The sequence below is a fragment of the Tabrizicola sp. genome, from assembly GCF_030373185.1.
In the GTDB taxonomy this organism is placed as follows: domain Bacteria; phylum Pseudomonadota; class Alphaproteobacteria; order Rhodobacterales; family Rhodobacteraceae; genus Tabrizicola.
In genome coordinates this window covers 307,798-326,087 of record NZ_JAUCZH010000004.1, presented here as the reverse complement: position 1 = coordinate 326,087, position 18,290 = coordinate 307,798, and the positions used below count along the sequence as shown (strand labels likewise).

Below are 18,290 nucleotides of genomic sequence, written 5' to 3'. Positions count from 1 at the left end.
TGCGGCGGCCTGGCCTGTGCGAAAAGCATGGCCAGCCTGGCTCGGCATGCCGAAGGCGCTTCGGCTGGTTGGACGCTGCCAGCTTCATCCTGCATTCCTTTCTGACGGCCTGCTTGCCCGTCTTGCAGATTGCCGCAACCCCGGCTGGGCTGGCACCCAATGCGACCGCCACTGTCTGCCCTGGCCATCCAGCCCACATTGACGACGATCAATGTGGCGCCGTGCAGAGCATGTCACACTGTCCTGCATGCAGATATTTGACCTGACCCCCTTCCATTCGCTTGGCCGCGACATCGCTCATGTTGCAGGCTATCCTCTGGCTGCGCTTGAAGCGCGCGCCTTTGCGGGCGGGCAACACAAGATGCGGCCTCTCGTCAGCGTCCGGGGTGAGGATGTCTTCGTCGTCTCGTCCCTGCATGCGACGGACGGGATGTCGGTGAACGATCATCTTGTAAGGATGCTGTTCTTCATTGCGGCCTGCCGCGATCACGGCGCGGAACGGGTGACGGCCGTCACGCCGTGGCTGCCCTATGCGCGAAAGGATCGGGTTACCAAGGCGCGTGATCCGGTGAGTTCGCGCTATGTCGCGCAATTGTTCGAAGCGATCGGCGCCGATGCCCTGGTGACTGTCGACGTCCATAATCTTGCGGCCTTTCAGAACGGATTTCGCTGCCGGACAATCAATCTGGACACGTTGCGGCTATTCTCGGCCGAAGTGGTTGACCGCGCCGGAGACGCCCCCGTTACCGTCATGTCGCCCGATCTCGGCGGCGCCAAGCGGGCCGAATTGCTGCGGCAAGCGGTTGAAATGGTCCGCAGCAAGCCCGCCGGCTTTGCATTGGTGGAGAAGCATCGCTCTGGCGGCGTGACAAGCGGCAACCTCTTTGCCGGCGATGTCGCCGGTAACGATGTCTGGATCGTCGATGACATGATCGAAAGCGGCGAAACGATGCTGCGCGCGGCGGAAGCCTGCCGCTTGCGTGGTGCGCGCTCGGTTCACCTTCTGGCGACGCATGCCTTTTGTGACGCGGCGGTGCTGGAGCGGCTCGTTGGCCCGGCAATCGCGTCGCTGACCGTCACGGATACGGCATGGCCGGTCACGCCCCCCGCCCCAGACCCGCGCGTTCGCCTGCTGAGCGTGGCACCGATGGTCGGGCAATGTCTTGTCCGAATGCACGGCGGGCGTGCGATCAGCCCGATCCTTGATCCAACCGGGCTGAGCCGCTGACCTGACTGGCCGCTAGCAGGCTGCTACCGTGGATTCTGGCTGCGCCATCGTGCAATATCAAAGATCGGACACTTGCCCGATCGAAACACCGCTCACAACACCAAAGAAAGGGAACCGCAATGCCCGCGAAAAAGCCCAAGACCGAAGCACAGCCGTCAGGATTGGCCGGAAGCGGCTTTCCGATGATGGCTGGCAGTGCTGCCGCTCAGGTCTGGATGGACATGGGAACCGAAGCGGTCCGCTTCGTCTGGGATCGGCTGCAACAGGATATCAAGACCCAGCAAGCGCTGCTGGCCTGCACCTCTCTGGAAGAGATGCAGAAGGTTCAGGCCGCATTCTTTACCGCCGCGCAGGAACAATACGCCGCAGAGGCGGCCAAGATGCTGGACCTGATGGGCAAGGCGGCGGCTTCCGGGATGGCCGGATCGCCAACGGCTCGGCGCTACGATGATGTGCCACTGTAACGCCAGCAGTCAGGCAGCTATTCCGCAGCTTGTGCCAGCCTTTGATCCCGGGACGGGTAAAGATAGTCCCGGGTGATGGGCACAGCATCCGGCCTGCGGCAAAGCTGGAACTGGAACACATCCTGCGGGCCGTGCCGGAATGTCTGTTCCGATGCCGCCAGATAATAGCGCCACATCCGCACGAACCGTTCGTCCTTCAGCGCCGCAGCCACGTCGGTCTTGGCGCTGAAACGGTCAAACCAGCGGCGCAGGGTCATCGCGTAATGCAGGCGCAGGCATTCGATATCCCCGATCCGCAGGCCGCTACCTTCAATCGCTTCGGCGACTTCGGAAAGCGACGGCACATAGCCACCGGGGAAAATGTATCTTGCAATCCAGGGGTTTGTTGCGCTTGGCGGGGCGGTACGCCCGATTGTATGGATCAGAGCCACGCCATCTTTGGCAAGCAGGTCGCGCACCGCGTTGAAGTAGGTGGCATAGTTCGGCGCACCAACATGCTCGAACATCCCCACTGACACGATCCGGTCGAACTGCCCAGGCACCGCCCGGTAGTCCATCAGTTCGAATGACACACGGTCAGCCAGTCCGGCCGCCTTCGCGCGGTCGCGGGCGATGGCCAGTTGCTCTTGCGACAGGGTGATGCCGGTCACCCGCGTCCCGTGATCGCCGGCCAGCGTCAGGGCCATTCCGCCCCACCCACAACCGATATCAAGCACTCGCATGCCCGGCGAAATCAGCAGTTTACGGGCGATATGGGCCTTCTTGGCAGCCTGTGCCACGTCAAGCGGGATATCATTCTCGGTAAAATAGGCGCAGGAATACTGCCTGTCTGCATCCAGAAAAAGATCATAGATCGCCGGCGTCAGATCATAGTGATGCGCTACATTGCGTCGGGCGAGGGCTTCAGGGTTGGCTTGATCCAGCCGCCGACGGATGTGGCGCAAGGCGGAAAACATCCGGGCCGGAAGGCTTAGCGCATCCGCCTGCGCACTGTTGCGCACCACGACCGCCAGCAGGCTTTGCACATCATCGCCGTCAATCGAAAGCGACCCTTCCATGTAGCATTCACCCAAGGCCAGCTCTGGATCGACTGTCAGGCGCCGCAGGGTGGACCTGTTCTTGATCCGCACAACGACCTTTGGCCCGCTGCCATCACCAAACACCCGTTCCGGGCCATCACCCACAAACACCACAAGATGCCCCACCCGGATCATCCGGGCCAAGAAGCGAATGAACAGTGCGGCCCACATAGCCCCCTCCGTTGAAGCCTGAAGCAATCAGCATGAGGCGGTGTGCATCCTTTGGCATTGACCGCCGTCAACCCGCTTCAAAAGCGGCCCAGGCAGGATCGGTATTGGGGAACGGTCGGCTCCGCTTCAACGCTGCGTGCCGGCCTTGTCGTCGCTCTCGATCGTCAGATCATCGCCGGAAGCCTCGATCAATGCTTCCTCATCCAGGATTTCAAAGTGGTAGGGGTCGACGATCCGGAGGATCCCCTTGCGTTCAAGCACACGGAAAGCCCGGCTGAGCGTCTCTGGCCTTGCGCCCAGATAAAGTGCCATGTCCTTGCGCGTCAAGGGAACCTGCACCGGCGCTGGCCTGCCGGTCCGTTTGTATTTTGACCGCCGTGCCAGAATGGTCAGAAAGGACGCAAGACGATTTACCGCCTTGCGGCCACTGATCAGCATGAGCCATTCCCGCGCCGCATCGACTTCGTCCAGCAGATGAACCAGAAACAGCCGTTCAGCATCCGGGTTGTCCAGAAGAACCTGTTCGAAGACTCTGCGCGGGAAGGACAGGATGCGCGCGGCGGACAATGCCTCGATCCGGTAGTTCGACGGCCCATCGAACAAGCGGCCATAGATATCGGTCGGGACCAGAAGCCCGACGATATGCTTCTTGTCGTCATCCAGCGTCTGGACCATTGCCAGCATGCCATCCAGCACATAGCCCACATCCTCGGACCGCACGCCACGCTCAATGATTGTTTCGCCCACCTCAACAGAACGCAGCACAGCCTGAGACAGAAGCTGTGCCGCCACTTCTGGCGGCAAGGCCTCCAGAAGCCTTGTCAACAGACCATTGCCGTGGCCGACGGCAGCCTTCAGCGCAAGCGCTGTCGTCATTTGCTCCGGCATAGGTGAAACTCCGCTTTTCGGACGTGCCCTGAATGCCTGCAATGGCGGCCGCCCAATAAAATCCGCAAGAAAAAACTACAGCATCCTTTCGCCCTGTCGTTGACGCTGATCAATGCACATCGCGCTTCAGTGGTGACATCTTGATTTTGGATCATATCTGATTCGCTGTCTTTATTGGTGCATATTTGTAGACAATCGTGATGACGGCGCGGGCTGCGCTCGGCCCCAAATGTTTTGAAGGAACCCCGGGGGGGAATATGGAACGGCAAGTCGTCGAAGCGGACGGATTGGCCGAGTACGATTGGACTTCGGTCAGTGACGCGCCACAAAGCAGGACATCCGGCATTCGGTGCAGTCTTCCGTTTGCCAAGGGCCTGATGTGCGGCAACCCAAGGCATCGCGAGGAACGCTCGCCTGACAGCGAAGTGATCGCGGGCGGCGGCGGCAGCCACGATGTCTGGTTCGTCAGATCGGGCATCCTGCGGCTGCAACGCTTTTCCTACGATGGTCGCCGCCAGATCCTGTCGCTTTTCCTGCCCGGTGAATTCGTCGGGATCGAAAGCGAGTTCCGCGAGGGATTGAGCGTCGAGACCGTTTCGCAAAGCAGCCTGTGCCGGATTGACCGGCGCAAGTTTGACAAGATGCTGGCTGAAAATGACCTGCTGCGGGCCGAACTCTTTCGTCAGAAACAAAGTCAGCTTGATCGCCTGCACTGGCTGACGTGGTCGCTTGGCGCGCTTGGTCCAGAGGAAAGGCTCTGTGCCTTTCTGGCGTTGTCCAGCACCTTCATGCCCTATCAGCCGCTGCCAGACGGGTCGGCAGTCCTGTCGGTGCTGCTGCCAAGGAAGGATATCGCCGATCTGTTGGCAACCACCGTGGAATCGATCTGCCGAATTGTCCACAGACTTTCCGAGGCAGGGATCATCGAGATCAGGGATCCGGCGCATTTCAGGATTGTTGATCTTGAGAAGCTGATCGCACACGGCCAGATCGGGGGTCACTTTGACAGAATGCGCTGCGGGATTGCCGGGCAGTCCAGGCGAGCCGCCGAAATCACCGTGCCGGACACGAAAGCCCGTGTCTGTTATTGCGGCCGGTGATGCTGCTGTTGACGACGGTCAATGATCTGTCGGCACGACTGTGGTGTTCATGATCCATCTGGAACCTGCCAAGAGAAGGAGCTGAGAGATGGCCGAAAAACAGACCGAAGTTGAAGTGAAGCGCGAACCCGCACGAGCCATCGGCACGGCGGCGGCAGAGTGGGAACCGATCCGGTCCTTGCGTCACCAGATTGACCGCCTGATGGCGGATTTCGACTGGCCGGACCTCCGGCGCGCCTGGCCGCGCAAAACCGCCATCACTCCACAGTCCTGGCCCGAGTTCGGGCTTACGATTCCGCCTGTGGATCTGGTGGAGCGTAATGGCGGATATGAACTGCAAGCCGAACTGCCCGGGCTGACCAGCGATCAGATCGAGGTCAGGCTGTCGAACGGCATGGTCACGATCAAAGGTGAGAAATCTTCCGAGCGGGTGGAAGACGATGAGGACTATCACCTGAGCGAGCGCAGCTTCGGCACATTCCAGCGGTCATTCCGGGTGCCGGTCAACGTCGACGCAGACAAGATCGAGGCGAAGTTCGACAAAGGAGTGCTGAAGGTCAGCTTGCCCAAGTCAGCCACCGCTATCCGGAACGAACGCAAGATCGACGTCAAAGCGGCCTAGGCACTCGCTGGGCCAGAGCTTTGCGACACTTGCGTCGCGGCCGGTTGCGCCGGCAATCCGTTCTGGATCAAATCAGTGATCAGGCTGCTTTTGAGGCTCAAGACCCTGCGTGACCCGACCTTTCGCCTCCTCTTGGGCGCAGAGGTGGTGGCGCTGCTTGGCAGTGGTCTTGCTACCGTGGCGCCTGGGCTTCTTGCCTGGCAATTGGCGGGCGACAGTGCGGGCGCGGCTTGGGCTTGGCGAAAGATCTGTTCCGCTGGCATTCGCCGGCTTCGGCGCGGGGTCGATGCTGGCAGCGTTCCTGTTGCCACAACTCCTCGTGAGGCAGGAGGACCGCGCGGTGATGATCGGCGGCGCGGCCCTGATGTTTGCTGGTGTGGCACTGGTGCCTTTGGTTGGTGGGCTTTCCACTCTGATCGCGCTTTGGGCCGTGATCGGCTTCGGCTTTTCAATGACGCAGACTCCGATCGGGCGGATCATCAACCGTTCGGCGCGCGAAGCAGACCGAGGCGCCGTCTTCGCCCCGCAATTCGCATTGTCGCATCCCTGCCGGCTGGTGACCTATCCGCTGGCCGGCTGGACCGGAGCAGAAACGGGGCTGGGCATCGCGGCACTGACACTTGCTGATACAGGGGCTCTTGGAGTGATCGCCGTCCTGCGTATCTGGCCGGCAACGGACATTGTGGAACTGACCCATGGCCACCCTGACCTGCCCAACGATCACCCTCATCTGACCGCGCACGGCCCCGAGACACCCGTGCCAACATAATCGACGACCTGCACCGTCGCTGGCCCCGTGCTGCCTGAAGGTGGCGAGTGGTGTGCCACAAGTCTGGCAGTCCGCGCGGTTAGCGTGCTGGCAAAGGCTGGTCGGGCGAAGGCTGGTGGGGCCAAGGCTGGCCGTTGTCGGCTTTTGCGTCTCGGGCCTGTCCGGCCTCTGACCTGACAAAGCCGTTGGACGCCTGTTCAGGGGTCACAATACTGGCCATCGCCAATCTGGTGGCGCGCAGGTGCCTCCCCGATGTCTGTCACCTCGGCTGACCGCAGATCAAACCGGATCGCCAGCATTCTGCGTCCCCCGGGCTCCAGCGCGATGATCTGCGGACCATCCTTGCAGATTTCGATCCTGCTCTGGACGTCTTCCTGCCCGATGGCGTGGTTGGTGACCCCATTCACCTTTGCGACCTGCCGCAAGCGGCTTCCATCGCGGCGGACAAGCCGCAGGATCCGGTCAAGATGCGGTTTCTCGACATAGGCGAATTCGATCGCGCCATCCCCATCGAAATCTGCGGCACCAATGGGCGCAAGCCAACGAAATCTCGTTCCGATGAACTCCGTGGCCGCGCCGCGGACCAGCTTGGCTTTTCCCTGATCCATGATGACCTCCCAAAGCGCAAGACGCGCGCCCTTTTGCTGGTCGCTTTCCACGACCACAATCTCGTTGCGGCCGTCGTTGTCCATATCCACCAGTCGTGGCGCAAAATCTTCGAACACGAGGTTGTCTGGAAGCCTGATGGCCAAGCGATCAGGCAGCGCATCGCACCCCAGGCAGGCCTGAAGGTCGACGATCAGGTCCGTATGTGCGTGCAAACCTCCCATGATGTTGTGCGGATAGCGGTCTGTGATGTTGGCAAATTCGGCCCCTGTCGGCTGAGGCAACGAAGCCTCTTGCCCGGACACGTTGACTGTCATCGCAAACGTGGTCAGCACCGCAATGCCTGCGCCTTTCATGGCAATCTTTACCATACCTGCACTCTCCTGCCATCGAATGCGCGAACCGGGCCAGCATCGGGCCCGATCGAAACAGCACTTGCCGCGATTTCACGATCCATGCCTGACCTGTCCCGCGCGACAGGGCAATCGGGAAGGGGCGGAATGACTGGAATTCGGTCGTCAAATATCCGTGCGCCAGCGCTGTACACGGCCGGACAAGTGTTCGTGACAAATGCAACAGATGCCACATTTCGTCACACGGGTGGTTATCATCCAATCCGCTGGGCCGTCCTGCATGACACGGAGAATGACATGCCCCACACGAAAGCTGCATCTGGACGCGCGCCATCCGGGCGGCCACCTCCGCGCGTAGGCTCTGCCTTGAAAAGAGCGCTGGCCCCGGTTCGATCGAACCTGAACGCCGCGTTCAGGAATGACCTGCCGGTTCTCATGCTCGTTGCCTTTGTGACGCTGATGTTGGCGTCAGGACTTTCCGGTCTGACTGCAACAGTCCCGGTTTTCGTCGATCCCTGGGCCTGGAACATCCATGTCCTCTGCAGTGCCGTCATTCTGGCTGCCGTGGCCATGGTGCCAGGGGGTCTCAGGCTTGACGGCAGGGGCAAGCCCGGCATCGCCACACTGGCACTGGCGAAATGATGCGGCGGCGCGCCTTTCTTTCGTCTGTGGCACTGCTTTGGCCGTTGGCTGTCGCGGCACAAGCGCGCAATCCCTTTGCCGCCGACTGGCCCGATACGGATTTCGACCGGGCAGAGATCGATCTTGACGAGATCATCTCGGGCGGACCGCCGAAAGACGGCATCCCCGCGATCAGCGACCCAAGGTTCATTGACGCAGCAAGGGAAACCCGGCTGGAGGACCGCGAACCGGTTATGTCGGTTGATCTGCCCGGCCAGCCTGCGCGCGCCTATCCGATCCGGTATCTGATGTGGCATGAGATCGTGAACGACAGCATCGGCGGCGTTCCAGTGCTGGTGACCTTCTGCCCGCTGTGCAACACCGGCATGGTGTTCGACCCCCGGGTCAATGGGCGAACGCTGAGCTTCGGCGTCTCGGGTCTTCTGCGCCATTCCGACATGATCATGTATGACCGCGAAACCGAAAGCTGGTGGCAGCAGGCGCTTGGCCAGGGGGTCGTCGGCACCCATGCCGGGCGCGAGCTGACGCAGCTTCCCGCCCTGATGGAAAGCTGGGCGGCCTTTCGCGCGACCCACCCCGATGGGCTTGTCATGGATGAGCCGGACTGGTCCCGAGACTACGGCAGCAACCCCTATGTCGGATACGACACCTCGCGCCCCTTCCTTTACGACGGGGAGAACCCACCGCATGGCATAGACCCGCTGGAACGGGTGGTCCGCGTCGGCAATCGCGCATGGCCCTTGTCGCGCCTGTCCAAGGCGCGCGAAATCCGCGAGACCGGTCTTGTCCTGCGCTGGTCGGAAGGTCAGGCCTCGGCACTGGACAGCAGGTCCATCGGCGGGGGGCGCGAGGTCGGGAACATTCGCGTGACCGACGCGGCGGGGCGCGATGTCGTGCATGACATCCCCTTCGCTTTCGCCTTTCATGCCTTTCACCCTGACGGCCTCTGGATGCTGGGCAACTGAATGGACCTGATCTTTGCCTATCTCGCGGGGCTTCTGACGCTGATCAACCCCTGCGTCCTACCGGTGCTGCCGATCGTCCTGGCCTCCAGCCTGCAAGCCGACCGCCGCGCGCCCATGGCCCTTGCCGCCGGGATGAGCCTAAGCTTCGTCGTCCTGGGCCTCGGCGTCGCGGCACTTGGCCCGGCGCTTGGGCTGCGCGAGGAAACGGTCGGCCGGGTGGCGGCGGTCTTGATGATCGGCTTTGGCGCGGTCATGCTGGTCCCGGCCCTTGGCGGTCGTTTCGCGCTGGTCACCGCCGGGTTTGCGGCGCGCGCCGATGCGGGGATGACCACCACTGCCACGGGGGGGCTGGGCGGGCAGGTGCTGGGCGGCATGCTTCTGGGCGGGGTTTGGAGCCCCTGCATCGGCCCCACCCTCGGCGCTGCCATCGCGATGGCCAGCCAAGGCGAGAACCTGCTGCGCGCCGGGGCCATCATGGTGGCCTTCGCGCTTGGGGTATCGACCCTGATCGTGGTCCTTGCCTATGGCGCACGCGCATGGTTGCGACGCAACATGGCCCGGATGCGGGCCTTTTCCGAACGTTCCAAACCCATCCTGGGGGCCACCTTCGTCCTGATCGGCCTTGGCCTTTGGTTCCGGGTGAACCACGTCATCGACGCCTGGATGATCGAAAACCTGCCCACCTGGCTGGTCGACCTGTCCGTTTCAATCTGAGGAGATTTTTCCCATGAACCGCCGCGCCTTCCTTGGCACCTCCTGTGCCGCCCTGATCCTGCCCTTGCCGGCCCTTGCCGCCGACCGCGTGTTCTACACCCCGGGCCTTGCCGAAAAGGCACTTGACGCCGGAAAGGTGGTCTTTCTCGATTTCTGGACCAACTGGTGTTCGACCTGTGCCGCACAGGACCGGGTGATCACCGATCTGCGCCGCGCCAATCCCGGCTATGACAAGATGATCACCTTCATCACCGTAGACTGGGATCAGCACGCCGACAGTGATCTGGCCCGAAATCTTGGCATCCCGCGGCGGTCGACGCTTGTAGTCCTGAAAGGCGATCAGGAAATCGGTCGGATCGTTGCCGGCACCTCGAAGGCAGACATCAAGGCCTTGATGGATGCAGCCCTGGCCGCCGCGCAAGCCTGATCCAGGTGCGCAACCCGGTGCAGCTGGCCTGATGGCTCTGGCAATCCATCATGAACCTTGCCCTTCCGCACCAAGGTTCACCTCGGCTTCGGCCTCCGCGATCAATACCTGCAAGAGGCGTCGTTGCGCGCCTGTTGCCTCTGGCAATCGTGCTGAACTGGCACGCTACCCGGACTGGCGAATTTAGCCTTTGGGCCTACCTGCCTTTGCAGGCTACACTGGCCCGCTGGCGCAAGAGATCGATCCCGCAGCACAGGTCAAACGCAGATGCAGACAGCCCCCCTTGGCCCCAGTGGGCATGTGGACAGCTTTACCCGGGACAACCTGCCCCCGGACGGCAACTGGCCAGACCTGCGACTTGACGGCTTTGCCTACCCCGAGTGGCTGAACGCCGCGGTTGAACTGACCGACCGGATGGTCGAACGCGGCTTTGGCGATCATGTCGCGCTGATCGGCAATGGCCGCAGCCGGACCTACAAGGAGTTGACCGACTGGTCCAACCGCATCGCGCATGCACTGGTCGATGACTATGGCGTAAGGCCGGGTAACCGGGTGCTGATCCGGTCAGCCAACAACCCGGCGATGGTGGCGTGCTGGCTTGCCGCAACCAAGGCCGGGGCTGTGGTGGTCAACACAATGCCCATGCTGCGGGCCGGGGAACTGGCGAAGATTGTCGACAAGGCCAAAATCACCCATGCGCTTTGCGATACGCGGCTGCTGGAGGAATTGGTCACCTGCCAGAAAGGCAGCAGCTTTCTTCAGACCGTGGTCGGCTTTGATGGCACCGCGAACCATGACGCCGAACTTGACCGGATCGCCCTGCGCAAGCCCGTGCGTTTTGTTCCACCGCCGACGGGACGCGATGATGTGGCGCTTTTGGGCTTTACCTCGGGAACCACGGGCGACCCGAAAGCCACCATGCATTTCCACCGGGATCTCCTGATCATCGCAGATGGCTATGCGCGCGAAGTGCTGGGCGTGACGCCCGACGATATCTTTGTCGGCTCTCCGCCGCTTGCCTTCACTTTCGGACTTGGCGGGCTTGCGGTCTTTCCCCTGCGCTTCGGGGCTGCGGCGGCACTTTTGGAACAGGCGAGCCCGGCGAACATGATCGAGATCATTCAGGACCATAGGGCCACGGTCTGCTTCACCGCGCCCACTGCCTATCGGGTGATGCTGAAGGCGATGGAGGAAGGGGCCGATCTGTCCAGCCTGCGCGCCGCCGTCAGCGCAGGCGAAACCCTGCCCGCCCCGGTCTATGACGAATGGATCACCCGCACCGGCAAGCCGATGCTGGACGGGATCGGCGCGACCGAGATGCTGCACATCTTCCTGACCAACCGCTTTGACGACCACCGCCCCGGCTGCACCGGCAGGCCCGTCACAGGATACGAGGCGCGGATCGTCGGCCCTGACATGGCCGAATTGCCGCGTGGCGAGGTTGGCCGCCTTGCCGTCCGAGGCCCGACCGGGTGCCGCTATATGGCCGATGACCGGCAGGGCCAGTATGTGCGGGACGGCTGGAACCTGACCGGCGACAGTTTCTGGCAGGATGAAGAGGGCCGCTTCCATTTTGCCGCGCGGTCCGATGACATGATCATCAGCGCTGGGTACAACATCGCCGGACCAGAAGTGGAGGCGGCGCTCTTGTCCCATCCTGCCGTTCTGGAATGCGCCGTGGTGGGCGCCCCGGATATGGATCGTGGGCAGATCGTGGAAGCCCATGTCGTGCTGGCCCCGGGGCATGCGGGCGATGCGCTGATGGTCAAGCTGCTTCAGGATCACGTCAAGAAGGTGATCGCGCCCTACAAGTATCCGCGCCGGGTGGTGTTTGCCGAAAACCTGCCCAAGACCCAGACCGGCAAGATCCAGCGGTTTCGCCTTCGGAAAGTCTAGGCGGGGATCACCGCCGTCGCCTCGATCTCGACCTTGGCGCGGTCTTCGACCAGCGCGACAACCTGCACCAGCGCCATCGCCGGATAATGCCGCCCGATCACCGCCTTGTAAACGCGGCCAAGCTCTTTCAGGCTGGCGAGGTATTCCCGCTTGTCGGTGACATACCAGGTCAGCCGGACCAGATGTTCCGGCCCCGCCCCGGCACAGGCCAGCACCTCGACGATGGACCGCAGCGCCTGTTCGACCTGTCCCGTGAAATCATCCGTTTCGAATTCCTGCTGGGCATTCCAGCCAATGATCCCGCCGGTAAAGACCATCCGCCCGGTCGCGGCGACGCCATTGGAATAGCCGATCGCGGGCTTCCAGTGGGAAGGGTGCAGGAATTGCAGGGTTGTGTCGGTCATGCGTCCTCCAGATGCGCGGCCAGTGCTGCGCGGATTGGGTCGGGCCAGCGGGCTGTCCGGCTTTCCGCCGACAGCCAGACAAGCGTCAGCCTTGCGGTCAGCCGATGCTGACCATCACAGCGCGCTTCAAGCCGGAAAGTGGCGGACTTGCCGCCAAGCCGCTCGATCACCAGTTCCCAGTCCAGAAGGTCGCCCAGCCGGGACGGCGCACGGAAATCCGTCTCTATCCTGGCGGTCGGCACGCCGATGCCGTCAGCCATCATGGCATGATAGGAATAGCCCACAATCTCGCGGAAGAAATTCTCGCAAACCGAATTCGTCATCTCGAAGTAGCGAGGATAAAAGACGATCCCTGCCGGGTCGCAGTGGTTGAACTCCACCCGGATCTGGCGGGAATAGCTCATCCGAGCAAGCTCCGCGCGATGACGACACGCTGTACGTCACTGGCCCCCTCATAGATGCGCAAGGCACGGATTTCACGGTAAAGGCTTTCCACCACGGACCCATGCCGCACCCCTTCACCGCCATGCAGTTGCACGGCAATGTCGATCACCTCTTGCGCGGCCTCGGTGGCATAAAGCTTGGCCATCGCCGCTTCACGGGTGACACGGGCGGCACCACTGTCCTTGGTCCATGCCGCACGGTAGACCAGCAACGCCGCCGCGTCGATCTTCAGCGCCATGTCGGCCAGATGCCCCTGCACCATTTGAAGTTCCGACAGCGCCTGCCCCTGAATCCGCCGTGATGTGACCCGGGCCACAGCTTCGTCCAACGCACGGCGAGCAAAGCCCAGCGCCGCCGCGCCTACGGTGGACCGAAACACGTCAAGCACCGACATCGCCAGCTTGAACCCCTCCCCCGGCTTGCCGATCAGCGCCGCCTCGGGCAACACCACCCCCGACAGCCGCAGCCGGGCAAGCGGGTGCGGTGCGATCACTTCCAGCCGCTCGGCAATCTCCAGTCCGGGGGAATCGGCGGGCATCAGAAAAGCCGACAGCCCCTTGGCGCCCGGCGCCTCTCCGGTTCGGGCAAAGACGATGTAGACATCGGCAATCCCGCCGTTCGAAATCCAGGTCTTTTCGCCCTCGATCAGCCAGCCGCCCTGCACCCGTGTCGCGGTGGTTGCCGTTGCAGCCACGTCGGACCCCGACAAGGGTTCGGTCAACGCAAAGGCAGGGATCGCCGTCCCGGTCCGGGTCCGGTCCAGCCACGCGCGCTGTGCAGGCGTGCCAAACAGGCTGACCGGCCCCATGCCAAGGCCCTGCATTGCAAAGGCAAAATCTGCCAGCCCATCATGCCGGGCAAGAGTTTCGCGGATCAGGCAGAGGGTGCGCACATCCAGACGCTCGCCCTCGCCCGCGCCGGAATGGCGCAGCCAGCCCCCCTGCCCCAGCATCGCCACCAGCTTGCGGCAGGCGGCATCCACATCGCCATGGTCCACCGGCAGGTTCACTGCACACCATGCATCCAGAGCCGCCGCAAGGTCGCGGTGGCGTGGTTCGAAGAAGGGCCAGTCAAGGAAACTCTTGTCGCTCATTTCATCTGTCCACAAATATCCTGCGGGTAGCACATTGGTTTCTCCATCGGTTCGAGAAACCAATGTACTGGGGGGTGTGAAACCCCCGCTTCGCCATCAGTCCCCCTGAAACGCCGGCTGTTCCTTGGCCACAAAGGCCCGATAGGCGCGTTCGAAATCACGGGTCTGCATGCAGATGGCCTGCGCCTGCGCCTCGGCCTCGATCGCCTGCTCCAGCCCCATGTTCCATTCCTGGTTGATCTGGGTCTTGGTGATCCCATGCGCGAAGGTCGGCCCGGAGGCCAGTTGCCGGGCCAGCCCCATCGCCGCTTCGTCCAGCGCCTCGGGCGCGTGCAGCGTGTTCCAGAAACCCCAGCGTTCGCCTTCCTCGGCCCGCATCACCCGGCCGGTATAAAGCAGTTCCGCCGCCCGACCCTGCCCGATGATCCGGGGCAGCATGGCACAGGCCCCCATGTCGCAGCCGGCAAGGCCGACGCGGGTGAACAGGAACGCGCATTTGGCCCCGGGGCTGGCCAGCCGCAGGTCTGACGCCATTGCCATGATCGCGCCTGCTCCGACGCAGACGCCATCTACCGCCGCGATGATCGGCTTGCCGCAGCCGATCATCGCCTTGACCAGATCGCCGGTCATCCGGGTGAAGGCGAGAAGCTCCTTCATCTCCATCCCGACCAATGGGCCGATGATGTCATGCACATCGCCGCCAGAGCAGAAGTTGCCGCCGTTGGAACCAAGGATCACCACATCCACATCCGACGCATAGACCAGCGCGCGAAAGGTGTCGCGCAGTTCTGCATAGCTTTCAAAGGTCAGCGGGTTCTTCCGGTCGGGCCGGTTCAGCCGGATCGTGGCGACACGGTCGGTCACGTCCCAAAGGAAATGCGCGGGCCTCAGCCCTTCAAGCTTGGTCATCATGCGGCTCCCATGCGCTTGAGGATATCGGTCAGGGCTTCCAGATCCGTCTCGGAGAGATTGGCAAACAGCTTCGACACTTCTGCCTCATGCCCGGCGGCAAGACCTTCGAACTGGGACAGCCCGGCGGGGGTAAGCGCGACAAATACCGTACGCCTGTCCGTCTCGGACGGGGTGCGGCGGACCAGCCCGTCCTTTTCCAGCCGATCAACGACCGTCGTCGCATTGCCGTTGGAGACCAGCAGCATGCGCGACAGCTCACTCATCGTCACGCCATCGCGGCGACGATAGAGGGCAGCCATCACGTCAAAACGTGGCAGGGTCGTCTCATGCTGGACGCGCAGGACTTCGCGCAGGTGGCTCTCGGCCTGCCGGGTCACACCCAGAAGGCGGATCCACATCTTGAGCCGGCGCTTGGAAGGAGGGGCGGGGTCCGTCATGTCTCCCCCCCCGAAATGGATATGCCCTGACCGTTCACCCCTTCCGCCCCGGGCGAACACAGCCACAGGGCCGCCGAGGTCACCTCATCGGGGCGGTAAAGCCGGTTTTGCGGGCTGATCGCTTCCAGCGCTGCTCGGGCCTCGGCCAGCGTGCGGCCAGTCTTTTCCGCGATGACCTTGACGGAATGGTCGGTCATTTCAGTGTCCAGAAACCCCGGGCATATCGCGTTCACGGTGACTGGCCCGCGGGCCACTTCCAGCGCAAGGGACCGCACTATCCCCATCACGCCATGCTTGGCTGCGGCATAGGGGGCAACCTTTGCATAGCCCTTCAGCCCGGCGGTGGAGGCAACGGCCAGAAGCCGCCCCCAGCCGTCAAACTGCCGCAAGCCTTCGCGGAAGGTCAGAAAGACCCCGGTCAGGTTCACCGCGAGCATCGCGTTCCACTGGTCCAGCGTGGTCTTGGCGAAAGGCGCTGAATCGGCCTGCCCGGCATTGGCAATGACGATGTCCACCCGGCCGGCCTGCGCGAAAAGCCTCTGAACCGAGGCTTCGTCGGTTACGTCGCAGGGCAGCGCGCAGATGGCCGGGTGCTGTGCGGCGGTCGCCTCCAGTGCCGCCACCCGGCGACCACAGATCACCACCTCGGCGGCACCGGCACGCGCAAAACCCAGCGCAAGGTCCGCGCCCGCGCCCGACCCGCCGCCTGTCACCAACACCCGCCGCCCCACGATGGTCATGCCCGGATCACCTCTGCCGTCTTCTCTGCCAGTCGCCGCATCTGGTCCCGCCCGGCCAGATAGGGCAACGGCCATTCGGTCGCAGCATCGCCCATCGCCACGGCGGCGTGAAGGGTCCAGTAAGGATTGGCCAGATGCGGGCGTGCAAGGCAAACCAGATCGGCGCGGCCTGCAAGGATGATCGAGTTTACATGGTCCGGCTCGGTGATATTGCCGACAGCCATGGTGGCGATGCCGGCCTCGTTGCGGATCCGGTCGCTGAACGGGGTCTGGAACATCCGGCCATAAACCGGGCGCGCATCGGTCGATGTCTGCCCGGCAGAGACGTCGATGATATCGGCGCCATTGGCGGCAAACATCCGGGCGATCTGCACCGCTTCATCCGGGGTTACCCCTTCGTCACCAACCCAGTCGGTCGCGCTGATCCGGACCGAGATCGGCTTGTCCTCGCCCCATTCGGCACGCATCGCCTGCAACACCTCAAGCGGCCAGCGCATGCGGTTTTCCAGGCTGCCGCCGAAGTCATCGGTCCGAATGTTCGATTTTGGGCTGATAAAGGACGAGATCAGGTAACCATGCGCCGCATGAAGTTCGATCATGTCAAATCCGGCATGCCGGGCCATTCGGGTCGCGGTCACAAATTCCTCGGTCACCGCCTCCATGTTTGCCCGTGTCATCTCAAGCGGAGTGGCGTTGCGGGGCGACCATGGCAGCGGCGACGGGGCGATGATGTCCCAGTTGCCATCAGGCAATGGGGCGTCGCCTTCTTCCCAGCCAAGCTGAGTGCTGGCCTTGCGCCCGGCATGGCCGATCTGGCAGCAGATCTTTGCATCCGTCTCAGTATGGACGAAATCAACGATCCGCCTCCATGCGGCCTCATGCTCCGGCGCGTAAAGCCCCGGACAACCGGGGGTGATGCGGCCCTGCGCGGATGTGCAGGTCATTTCCGTGTAGACCAGCCCCGCGCCCCCCTTGGCGCGTTCGCCGTAATGGACCAGATGCCAGTCTGTCGGGCAGCCGTCCGCGGCCTTGTATTGCGCCATGGGCGACACCACGACCCGGTTCTTCAGCGTCATGTCGCGCAAGCGAAACGGCGCGAACATCGGCTTGCGGCCCGGCTGCCCGCCCGCTTGCCGCTGGAACCAGTCTTCGGTCCGGCCCAGCCAGTCCGGGTCGCGCAGGCGCAGGTTTTCGTGGCTGATCCTCTGGCTGCGGGTCAGAAGGGAATAGGCAAATTGCTCGGGCGGCAGGTCAAGGTAGCGTTCCACCTGCTCGAACCATTCAAGGCTGTTGCGTGCCGCCGATTGCAGGCGCAGCACCTCGACCCGGCGTTCATCCTGATAACGGGCAAAGGCGGCCTCCAGCGTGGGTTCGCTGTGCAGGTATTCCGCCAGCGCGATGGCGCTGTCAAAAGCCAGCCGTGTGCCAGAGCCGATCGAGAAGTGCCCCGTCGCCGCCGCATCGCCCATCAGCACCACGTTTTCATGATACCACTTGCCGCAGACCACGCGGGGGAAGTTCATCCAGACCGCAGACCCGCGCAGGTGGGCGGCGTTCGAGATCAGCTCATGCCCGCCCAGATGACGTTCGAATATCTTGCGGCAGGTTTCAACCGTGTCTTCTTTAGACATGCCGGCAAAGCCGATATTGTCCCAGGTCTGTTGCGTGCATTCGACGATGAAGGTCGCGGTGTTGTCGTCGAACTGGTAGGCATGCGCCCAAAGCCAGCCGTGGTCTGTCTTTTCGAAAATGAAGGTGAAGGCGTCGTCAAATTTCTGCTGCGTGCCAAGCCAGACGAACTTGCACAGGCGCATGTCGATGTCGGGCTGAAAGAAGGTCTCATACTCGCGGCGCACGGCCGAATTGATGCCATCCGAGGCTACGACGACATCGTAGTCACGGCGGTAGTCTTCGGCCAATCCGAACTCGGTCTCGAATTGCAGGTCAACGCCCAACGCGCGGGCGCGGGCCTGAAGCAGGATCAGCATCTGCTTGCGGCCGATCCCGGCAAAGCCATGCCCGCCCGAAACCGTGCGCACCCCGTCATGCACGACAGCGATATCGTCCCAGTAGGCGAAATGGTCCTTTATCGATTGCGTCGAGACCGGATCGTTCCGCCCCATCCGCTGAAGCGCGTCATCCGACAGCACCACCCCCCAGCCGAAGGTGTCATTGGCACGGTTGCGTTCCAGCACGGTGATCTGATGCGACGGATCACGCAGCTTCATCGATATGGCGAAGTAAAGGCCGGCGGGGCCGCCGCCCAGACACAGAATTTTCATGGCCCAGATCCCGGATGGCGCGGAATGCGCCCTTGTGGAAGGCTATACCGGTTG

At 62.7% G+C, this 18,290-nt stretch carries 20 protein-coding genes; 10 read left to right on the top strand and 10 right to left on the bottom strand.

Going from position 1 to position 18,290, the window contains the following annotated elements; translation table 11 throughout:
• Positions 1–211 precede the first annotated feature (211 nt).
• Together prs and QUV21_RS09890 are read left to right on the top strand one after the other, a co-directional pair.
• Positions 212–1,228 (top strand): ribose-phosphate diphosphokinase, encoded by a 1,017-nt coding sequence (prs, locus tag QUV21_RS09895; protein ID WP_300854621.1) that lies wholly within the window; start codon positions 212–214, stop codon positions 1,226–1,228.
• Between the two features lie 119 nt (positions 1,229–1,347).
• Positions 1,348–1,692, top strand: a complete 345-nt coding sequence (locus tag QUV21_RS09890) for a phasin family protein (protein WP_300854619.1) — start codon at positions 1,348–1,350, stop codon at positions 1,690–1,692.
• Positions 1,693–1,709: 17 nt separating this feature from the next.
• On the opposite strand, the gene QUV21_RS09885 is transcribed toward QUV21_RS09890, so the two are convergent.
• Positions 1,710–2,942, bottom strand: coding sequence for a cyclopropane-fatty-acyl-phospholipid synthase family protein (locus tag QUV21_RS09885; RefSeq protein ID WP_300854617.1), 1,233 nt, complete (start codon positions 2,940–2,942; stop codon positions 1,710–1,712).
• Between the two features lie 126 nt (positions 2,943–3,068).
• A complete protein-coding gene (locus QUV21_RS09880) occupies positions 3,069–3,818 on the bottom strand; it encodes a Crp/Fnr family transcriptional regulator (RefSeq protein ID WP_300854615.1) in 750 nt (249 codons plus the stop codon).
• Between the two features lie 269 nt (positions 3,819–4,087).
• Between QUV21_RS09880 and QUV21_RS09875 the strand changes: the two genes are divergently transcribed.
• From QUV21_RS09875 to QUV21_RS09865, 3 genes are all read left to right on the top strand, one after another.
• On the top strand, positions 4,088–4,930 hold the full coding sequence (locus tag QUV21_RS09875) for a Crp/Fnr family transcriptional regulator (RefSeq protein ID WP_300854613.1): 843 nt from the start codon (positions 4,088–4,090) through the stop codon (positions 4,928–4,930).
• Between the two features lie 88 nt (positions 4,931–5,018).
• Positions 5,019–5,552: an Hsp20/alpha crystallin family protein gene (locus tag QUV21_RS09870; protein ID WP_300854611.1), complete on the top strand. Its 534-nt coding sequence runs from the start codon at positions 5,019–5,021 to the stop codon at positions 5,550–5,552.
• A 217-nt stretch (positions 5,553–5,769) separates the two neighbouring features.
• Complete coding sequence (locus QUV21_RS09865) at positions 5,770–6,321, top strand: hypothetical protein (RefSeq protein WP_300854610.1); 552 nt, start codon at positions 5,770–5,772, stop codon at positions 6,319–6,321.
• Positions 6,322–6,518: 197 nt separating this feature from the next.
• On the opposite strand, the gene QUV21_RS09860 is transcribed toward QUV21_RS09865, so the two are convergent.
• Positions 6,519–7,298: a VCBS repeat-containing protein gene (locus QUV21_RS09860; RefSeq protein WP_300854609.1), complete on the bottom strand. Its 780-nt coding sequence runs from the start codon at positions 7,296–7,298 to the stop codon at positions 6,519–6,521.
• 279 nt (positions 7,299–7,577) lie between these two features.
• Between QUV21_RS09860 and QUV21_RS09855 the strand changes: the two genes are divergently transcribed.
• The 5 genes from QUV21_RS09855 (at position 7,578) to QUV21_RS09835 (ending at position 11,924) form a co-directional block, all read left to right on the top strand.
• Positions 7,578–7,922 (top strand): hypothetical protein, encoded by a 345-nt coding sequence (locus QUV21_RS09855; protein ID WP_300854608.1) that lies wholly within the window; start codon positions 7,578–7,580, stop codon positions 7,920–7,922.
• Entirely contained in the window at positions 7,922–8,887 is a 966-nt protein-coding gene (locus QUV21_RS09850) for a DUF3179 domain-containing protein (protein WP_300854903.1), read from the top strand. The genes QUV21_RS09855 and QUV21_RS09850 overlap by 1 nt, the downstream gene beginning before the upstream one ends.
• Positions 8,888–9,601 carry a cytochrome c biogenesis CcdA family protein gene (locus tag QUV21_RS09845; RefSeq protein WP_300854606.1) on the top strand — a complete coding sequence of 238 codons (714 nt, stop codon included), beginning with the start codon at positions 8,888–8,890 and terminating at the stop codon, positions 9,599–9,601.
• Between the two features lie 13 nt (positions 9,602–9,614).
• Positions 9,615–10,028, top strand: a complete 414-nt coding sequence (locus QUV21_RS09840) for a thioredoxin family protein (protein WP_300854605.1) — start codon at positions 9,615–9,617, stop codon at positions 10,026–10,028.
• A 267-nt stretch (positions 10,029–10,295) separates the two neighbouring features.
• Positions 10,296–11,924: an AMP-binding protein gene (locus tag QUV21_RS09835; protein ID WP_300854604.1), complete on the top strand. Its 1,629-nt coding sequence runs from the start codon at positions 10,296–10,298 to the stop codon at positions 11,922–11,924.
• On the opposite strand, the gene QUV21_RS09830 is transcribed toward QUV21_RS09835, so the two are convergent.
• The 7 genes from QUV21_RS09830 to QUV21_RS09800 all read right to left on the bottom strand — a co-directional run bounded on the left by QUV21_RS09830 (position 11,921) and on the right by QUV21_RS09800 (position 18,236).
• Positions 11,921–12,328, bottom strand: a complete 408-nt coding sequence (locus QUV21_RS09830) for a RidA family protein (RefSeq protein WP_300854603.1) — start codon at positions 12,326–12,328, stop codon at positions 11,921–11,923. The genes QUV21_RS09835 and QUV21_RS09830 overlap by 4 nt on opposite strands.
• A complete protein-coding gene (locus QUV21_RS09825) occupies positions 12,325–12,732 on the bottom strand; it encodes a thioesterase family protein (protein ID WP_300854602.1) in 408 nt (135 codons plus the stop codon). The genes QUV21_RS09830 and QUV21_RS09825 overlap by 4 nt, the downstream gene beginning before the upstream one ends.
• Entirely contained in the window at positions 12,729–13,865 is a 1,137-nt protein-coding gene (locus tag QUV21_RS09820; protein ID WP_300854601.1) for an acyl-CoA dehydrogenase family protein, read from the bottom strand. The genes QUV21_RS09825 and QUV21_RS09820 overlap by 4 nt, the downstream gene beginning before the upstream one ends.
• A 96-nt stretch (positions 13,866–13,961) precedes the next feature.
• Positions 13,962–14,774 carry an enoyl-CoA hydratase family protein gene (locus QUV21_RS09815; protein WP_300854600.1) on the bottom strand — a complete coding sequence of 271 codons (813 nt, stop codon included), beginning with the start codon at positions 14,772–14,774 and terminating at the stop codon, positions 13,962–13,964.
• Entirely contained in the window at positions 14,774–15,214 is a 441-nt protein-coding gene (locus QUV21_RS09810) for a MarR family transcriptional regulator (RefSeq protein ID WP_300854599.1), read from the bottom strand. The genes QUV21_RS09815 and QUV21_RS09810 overlap by 1 nt, the downstream gene beginning before the upstream one ends.
• Positions 15,211–15,954, bottom strand: a complete 744-nt coding sequence (locus QUV21_RS09805) for an SDR family NAD(P)-dependent oxidoreductase (RefSeq protein WP_300854598.1) — start codon at positions 15,952–15,954, stop codon at positions 15,211–15,213. The genes QUV21_RS09810 and QUV21_RS09805 overlap by 4 nt, the downstream gene beginning before the upstream one ends.
• Entirely contained in the window at positions 15,951–18,236 is a 2,286-nt protein-coding gene (locus QUV21_RS09800; protein WP_300854597.1) for a bifunctional salicylyl-CoA 5-hydroxylase/oxidoreductase, read from the bottom strand. Before QUV21_RS09800 ends, QUV21_RS09805 begins: the two co-directional genes overlap by 4 nt.
• Positions 18,237–18,290: the final 54 nt, after the last annotated feature.

What these genes read in the sequence shown, in the direction of transcription:
- QUV21_RS09815 (WP_300854600.1), bottom strand. Translation starts at nt 14,774, where the DNA reads ATGACCAAGCTTGAAGGGCTGAGGCCCGCGCATTTCCTTTGGGACGTG.
- QUV21_RS09890 (WP_300854619.1), top strand. Translation starts at nt 1,348, where the DNA reads ATGCCCGCGAAAAAGCCCAAGACCGAAGCACAGCCGTCAGGATTGGCC.
- QUV21_RS09860 (WP_300854609.1), bottom strand. Translation starts at nt 7,298, where the DNA reads ATGGTAAAGATTGCCATGAAAGGCGCAGGCATTGCGGTGCTGACCACG.
- QUV21_RS09820 (WP_300854601.1), bottom strand. Translation starts at nt 13,865, where the DNA reads ATGAGCGACAAGAGTTTCCTTGACTGGCCCTTCTTCGAACCACGCCAC.
- QUV21_RS09835 (WP_300854604.1), top strand. Translation starts at nt 10,296, where the DNA reads ATGCAGACAGCCCCCCTTGGCCCCAGTGGGCATGTGGACAGCTTTACC.
- QUV21_RS09840 (WP_300854605.1), top strand. Translation starts at nt 9,615, where the DNA reads ATGAACCGCCGCGCCTTCCTTGGCACCTCCTGTGCCGCCCTGATCCTG.
- QUV21_RS09850 (WP_300854903.1), top strand. Translation starts at nt 7,922, where the DNA reads ATGCGGCGGCGCGCCTTTCTTTCGTCTGTGGCACTGCTTTGGCCGTTG.
- QUV21_RS09830 (WP_300854603.1), bottom strand. Translation starts at nt 12,328, where the DNA reads ATGACCGACACAACCCTGCAATTCCTGCACCCTTCCCACTGGAAGCCC.
- QUV21_RS09885 (WP_300854617.1), bottom strand. Translation starts at nt 2,942, where the DNA reads ATGTGGGCCGCACTGTTCATTCGCTTCTTGGCCCGGATGATCCGGGTG.
- QUV21_RS09800 (WP_300854597.1), bottom strand. Translation starts at nt 18,236, where the DNA reads ATGAAAATTCTGTGTCTGGGCGGCGGCCCCGCCGGCCTTTACTTCGCC.
- QUV21_RS09880 (WP_300854615.1), bottom strand. Translation starts at nt 3,818, where the DNA reads ATGACGACAGCGCTTGCGCTGAAGGCTGCCGTCGGCCACGGCAATGGT.
- QUV21_RS09845 (WP_300854606.1), top strand. Translation starts at nt 8,888, where the DNA reads ATGGACCTGATCTTTGCCTATCTCGCGGGGCTTCTGACGCTGATCAAC.
- QUV21_RS09805 (WP_300854598.1), bottom strand. Translation starts at nt 15,954, where the DNA reads ATGACCATCGTGGGGCGGCGGGTGTTGGTGACAGGCGGCGGGTCGGGC.
- QUV21_RS09870 (WP_300854611.1), top strand. Translation starts at nt 5,019, where the DNA reads ATGGCCGAAAAACAGACCGAAGTTGAAGTGAAGCGCGAACCCGCACGA.
- QUV21_RS09810 (WP_300854599.1), bottom strand. Translation starts at nt 15,214, where the DNA reads ATGACGGACCCCGCCCCTCCTTCCAAGCGCCGGCTCAAGATGTGGATC.
- QUV21_RS09825 (WP_300854602.1), bottom strand. Translation starts at nt 12,732, where the DNA reads ATGAGCTATTCCCGCCAGATCCGGGTGGAGTTCAACCACTGCGACCCG.
- QUV21_RS09875 (WP_300854613.1), top strand. Translation starts at nt 4,088, where the DNA reads ATGGAACGGCAAGTCGTCGAAGCGGACGGATTGGCCGAGTACGATTGG.
- QUV21_RS09855 (WP_300854608.1), top strand. Translation starts at nt 7,578, where the DNA reads ATGCCCCACACGAAAGCTGCATCTGGACGCGCGCCATCCGGGCGGCCA.
- prs (WP_300854621.1), top strand. Translation starts at nt 212, where the DNA reads ATGTGGCGCCGTGCAGAGCATGTCACACTGTCCTGCATGCAGATATTT.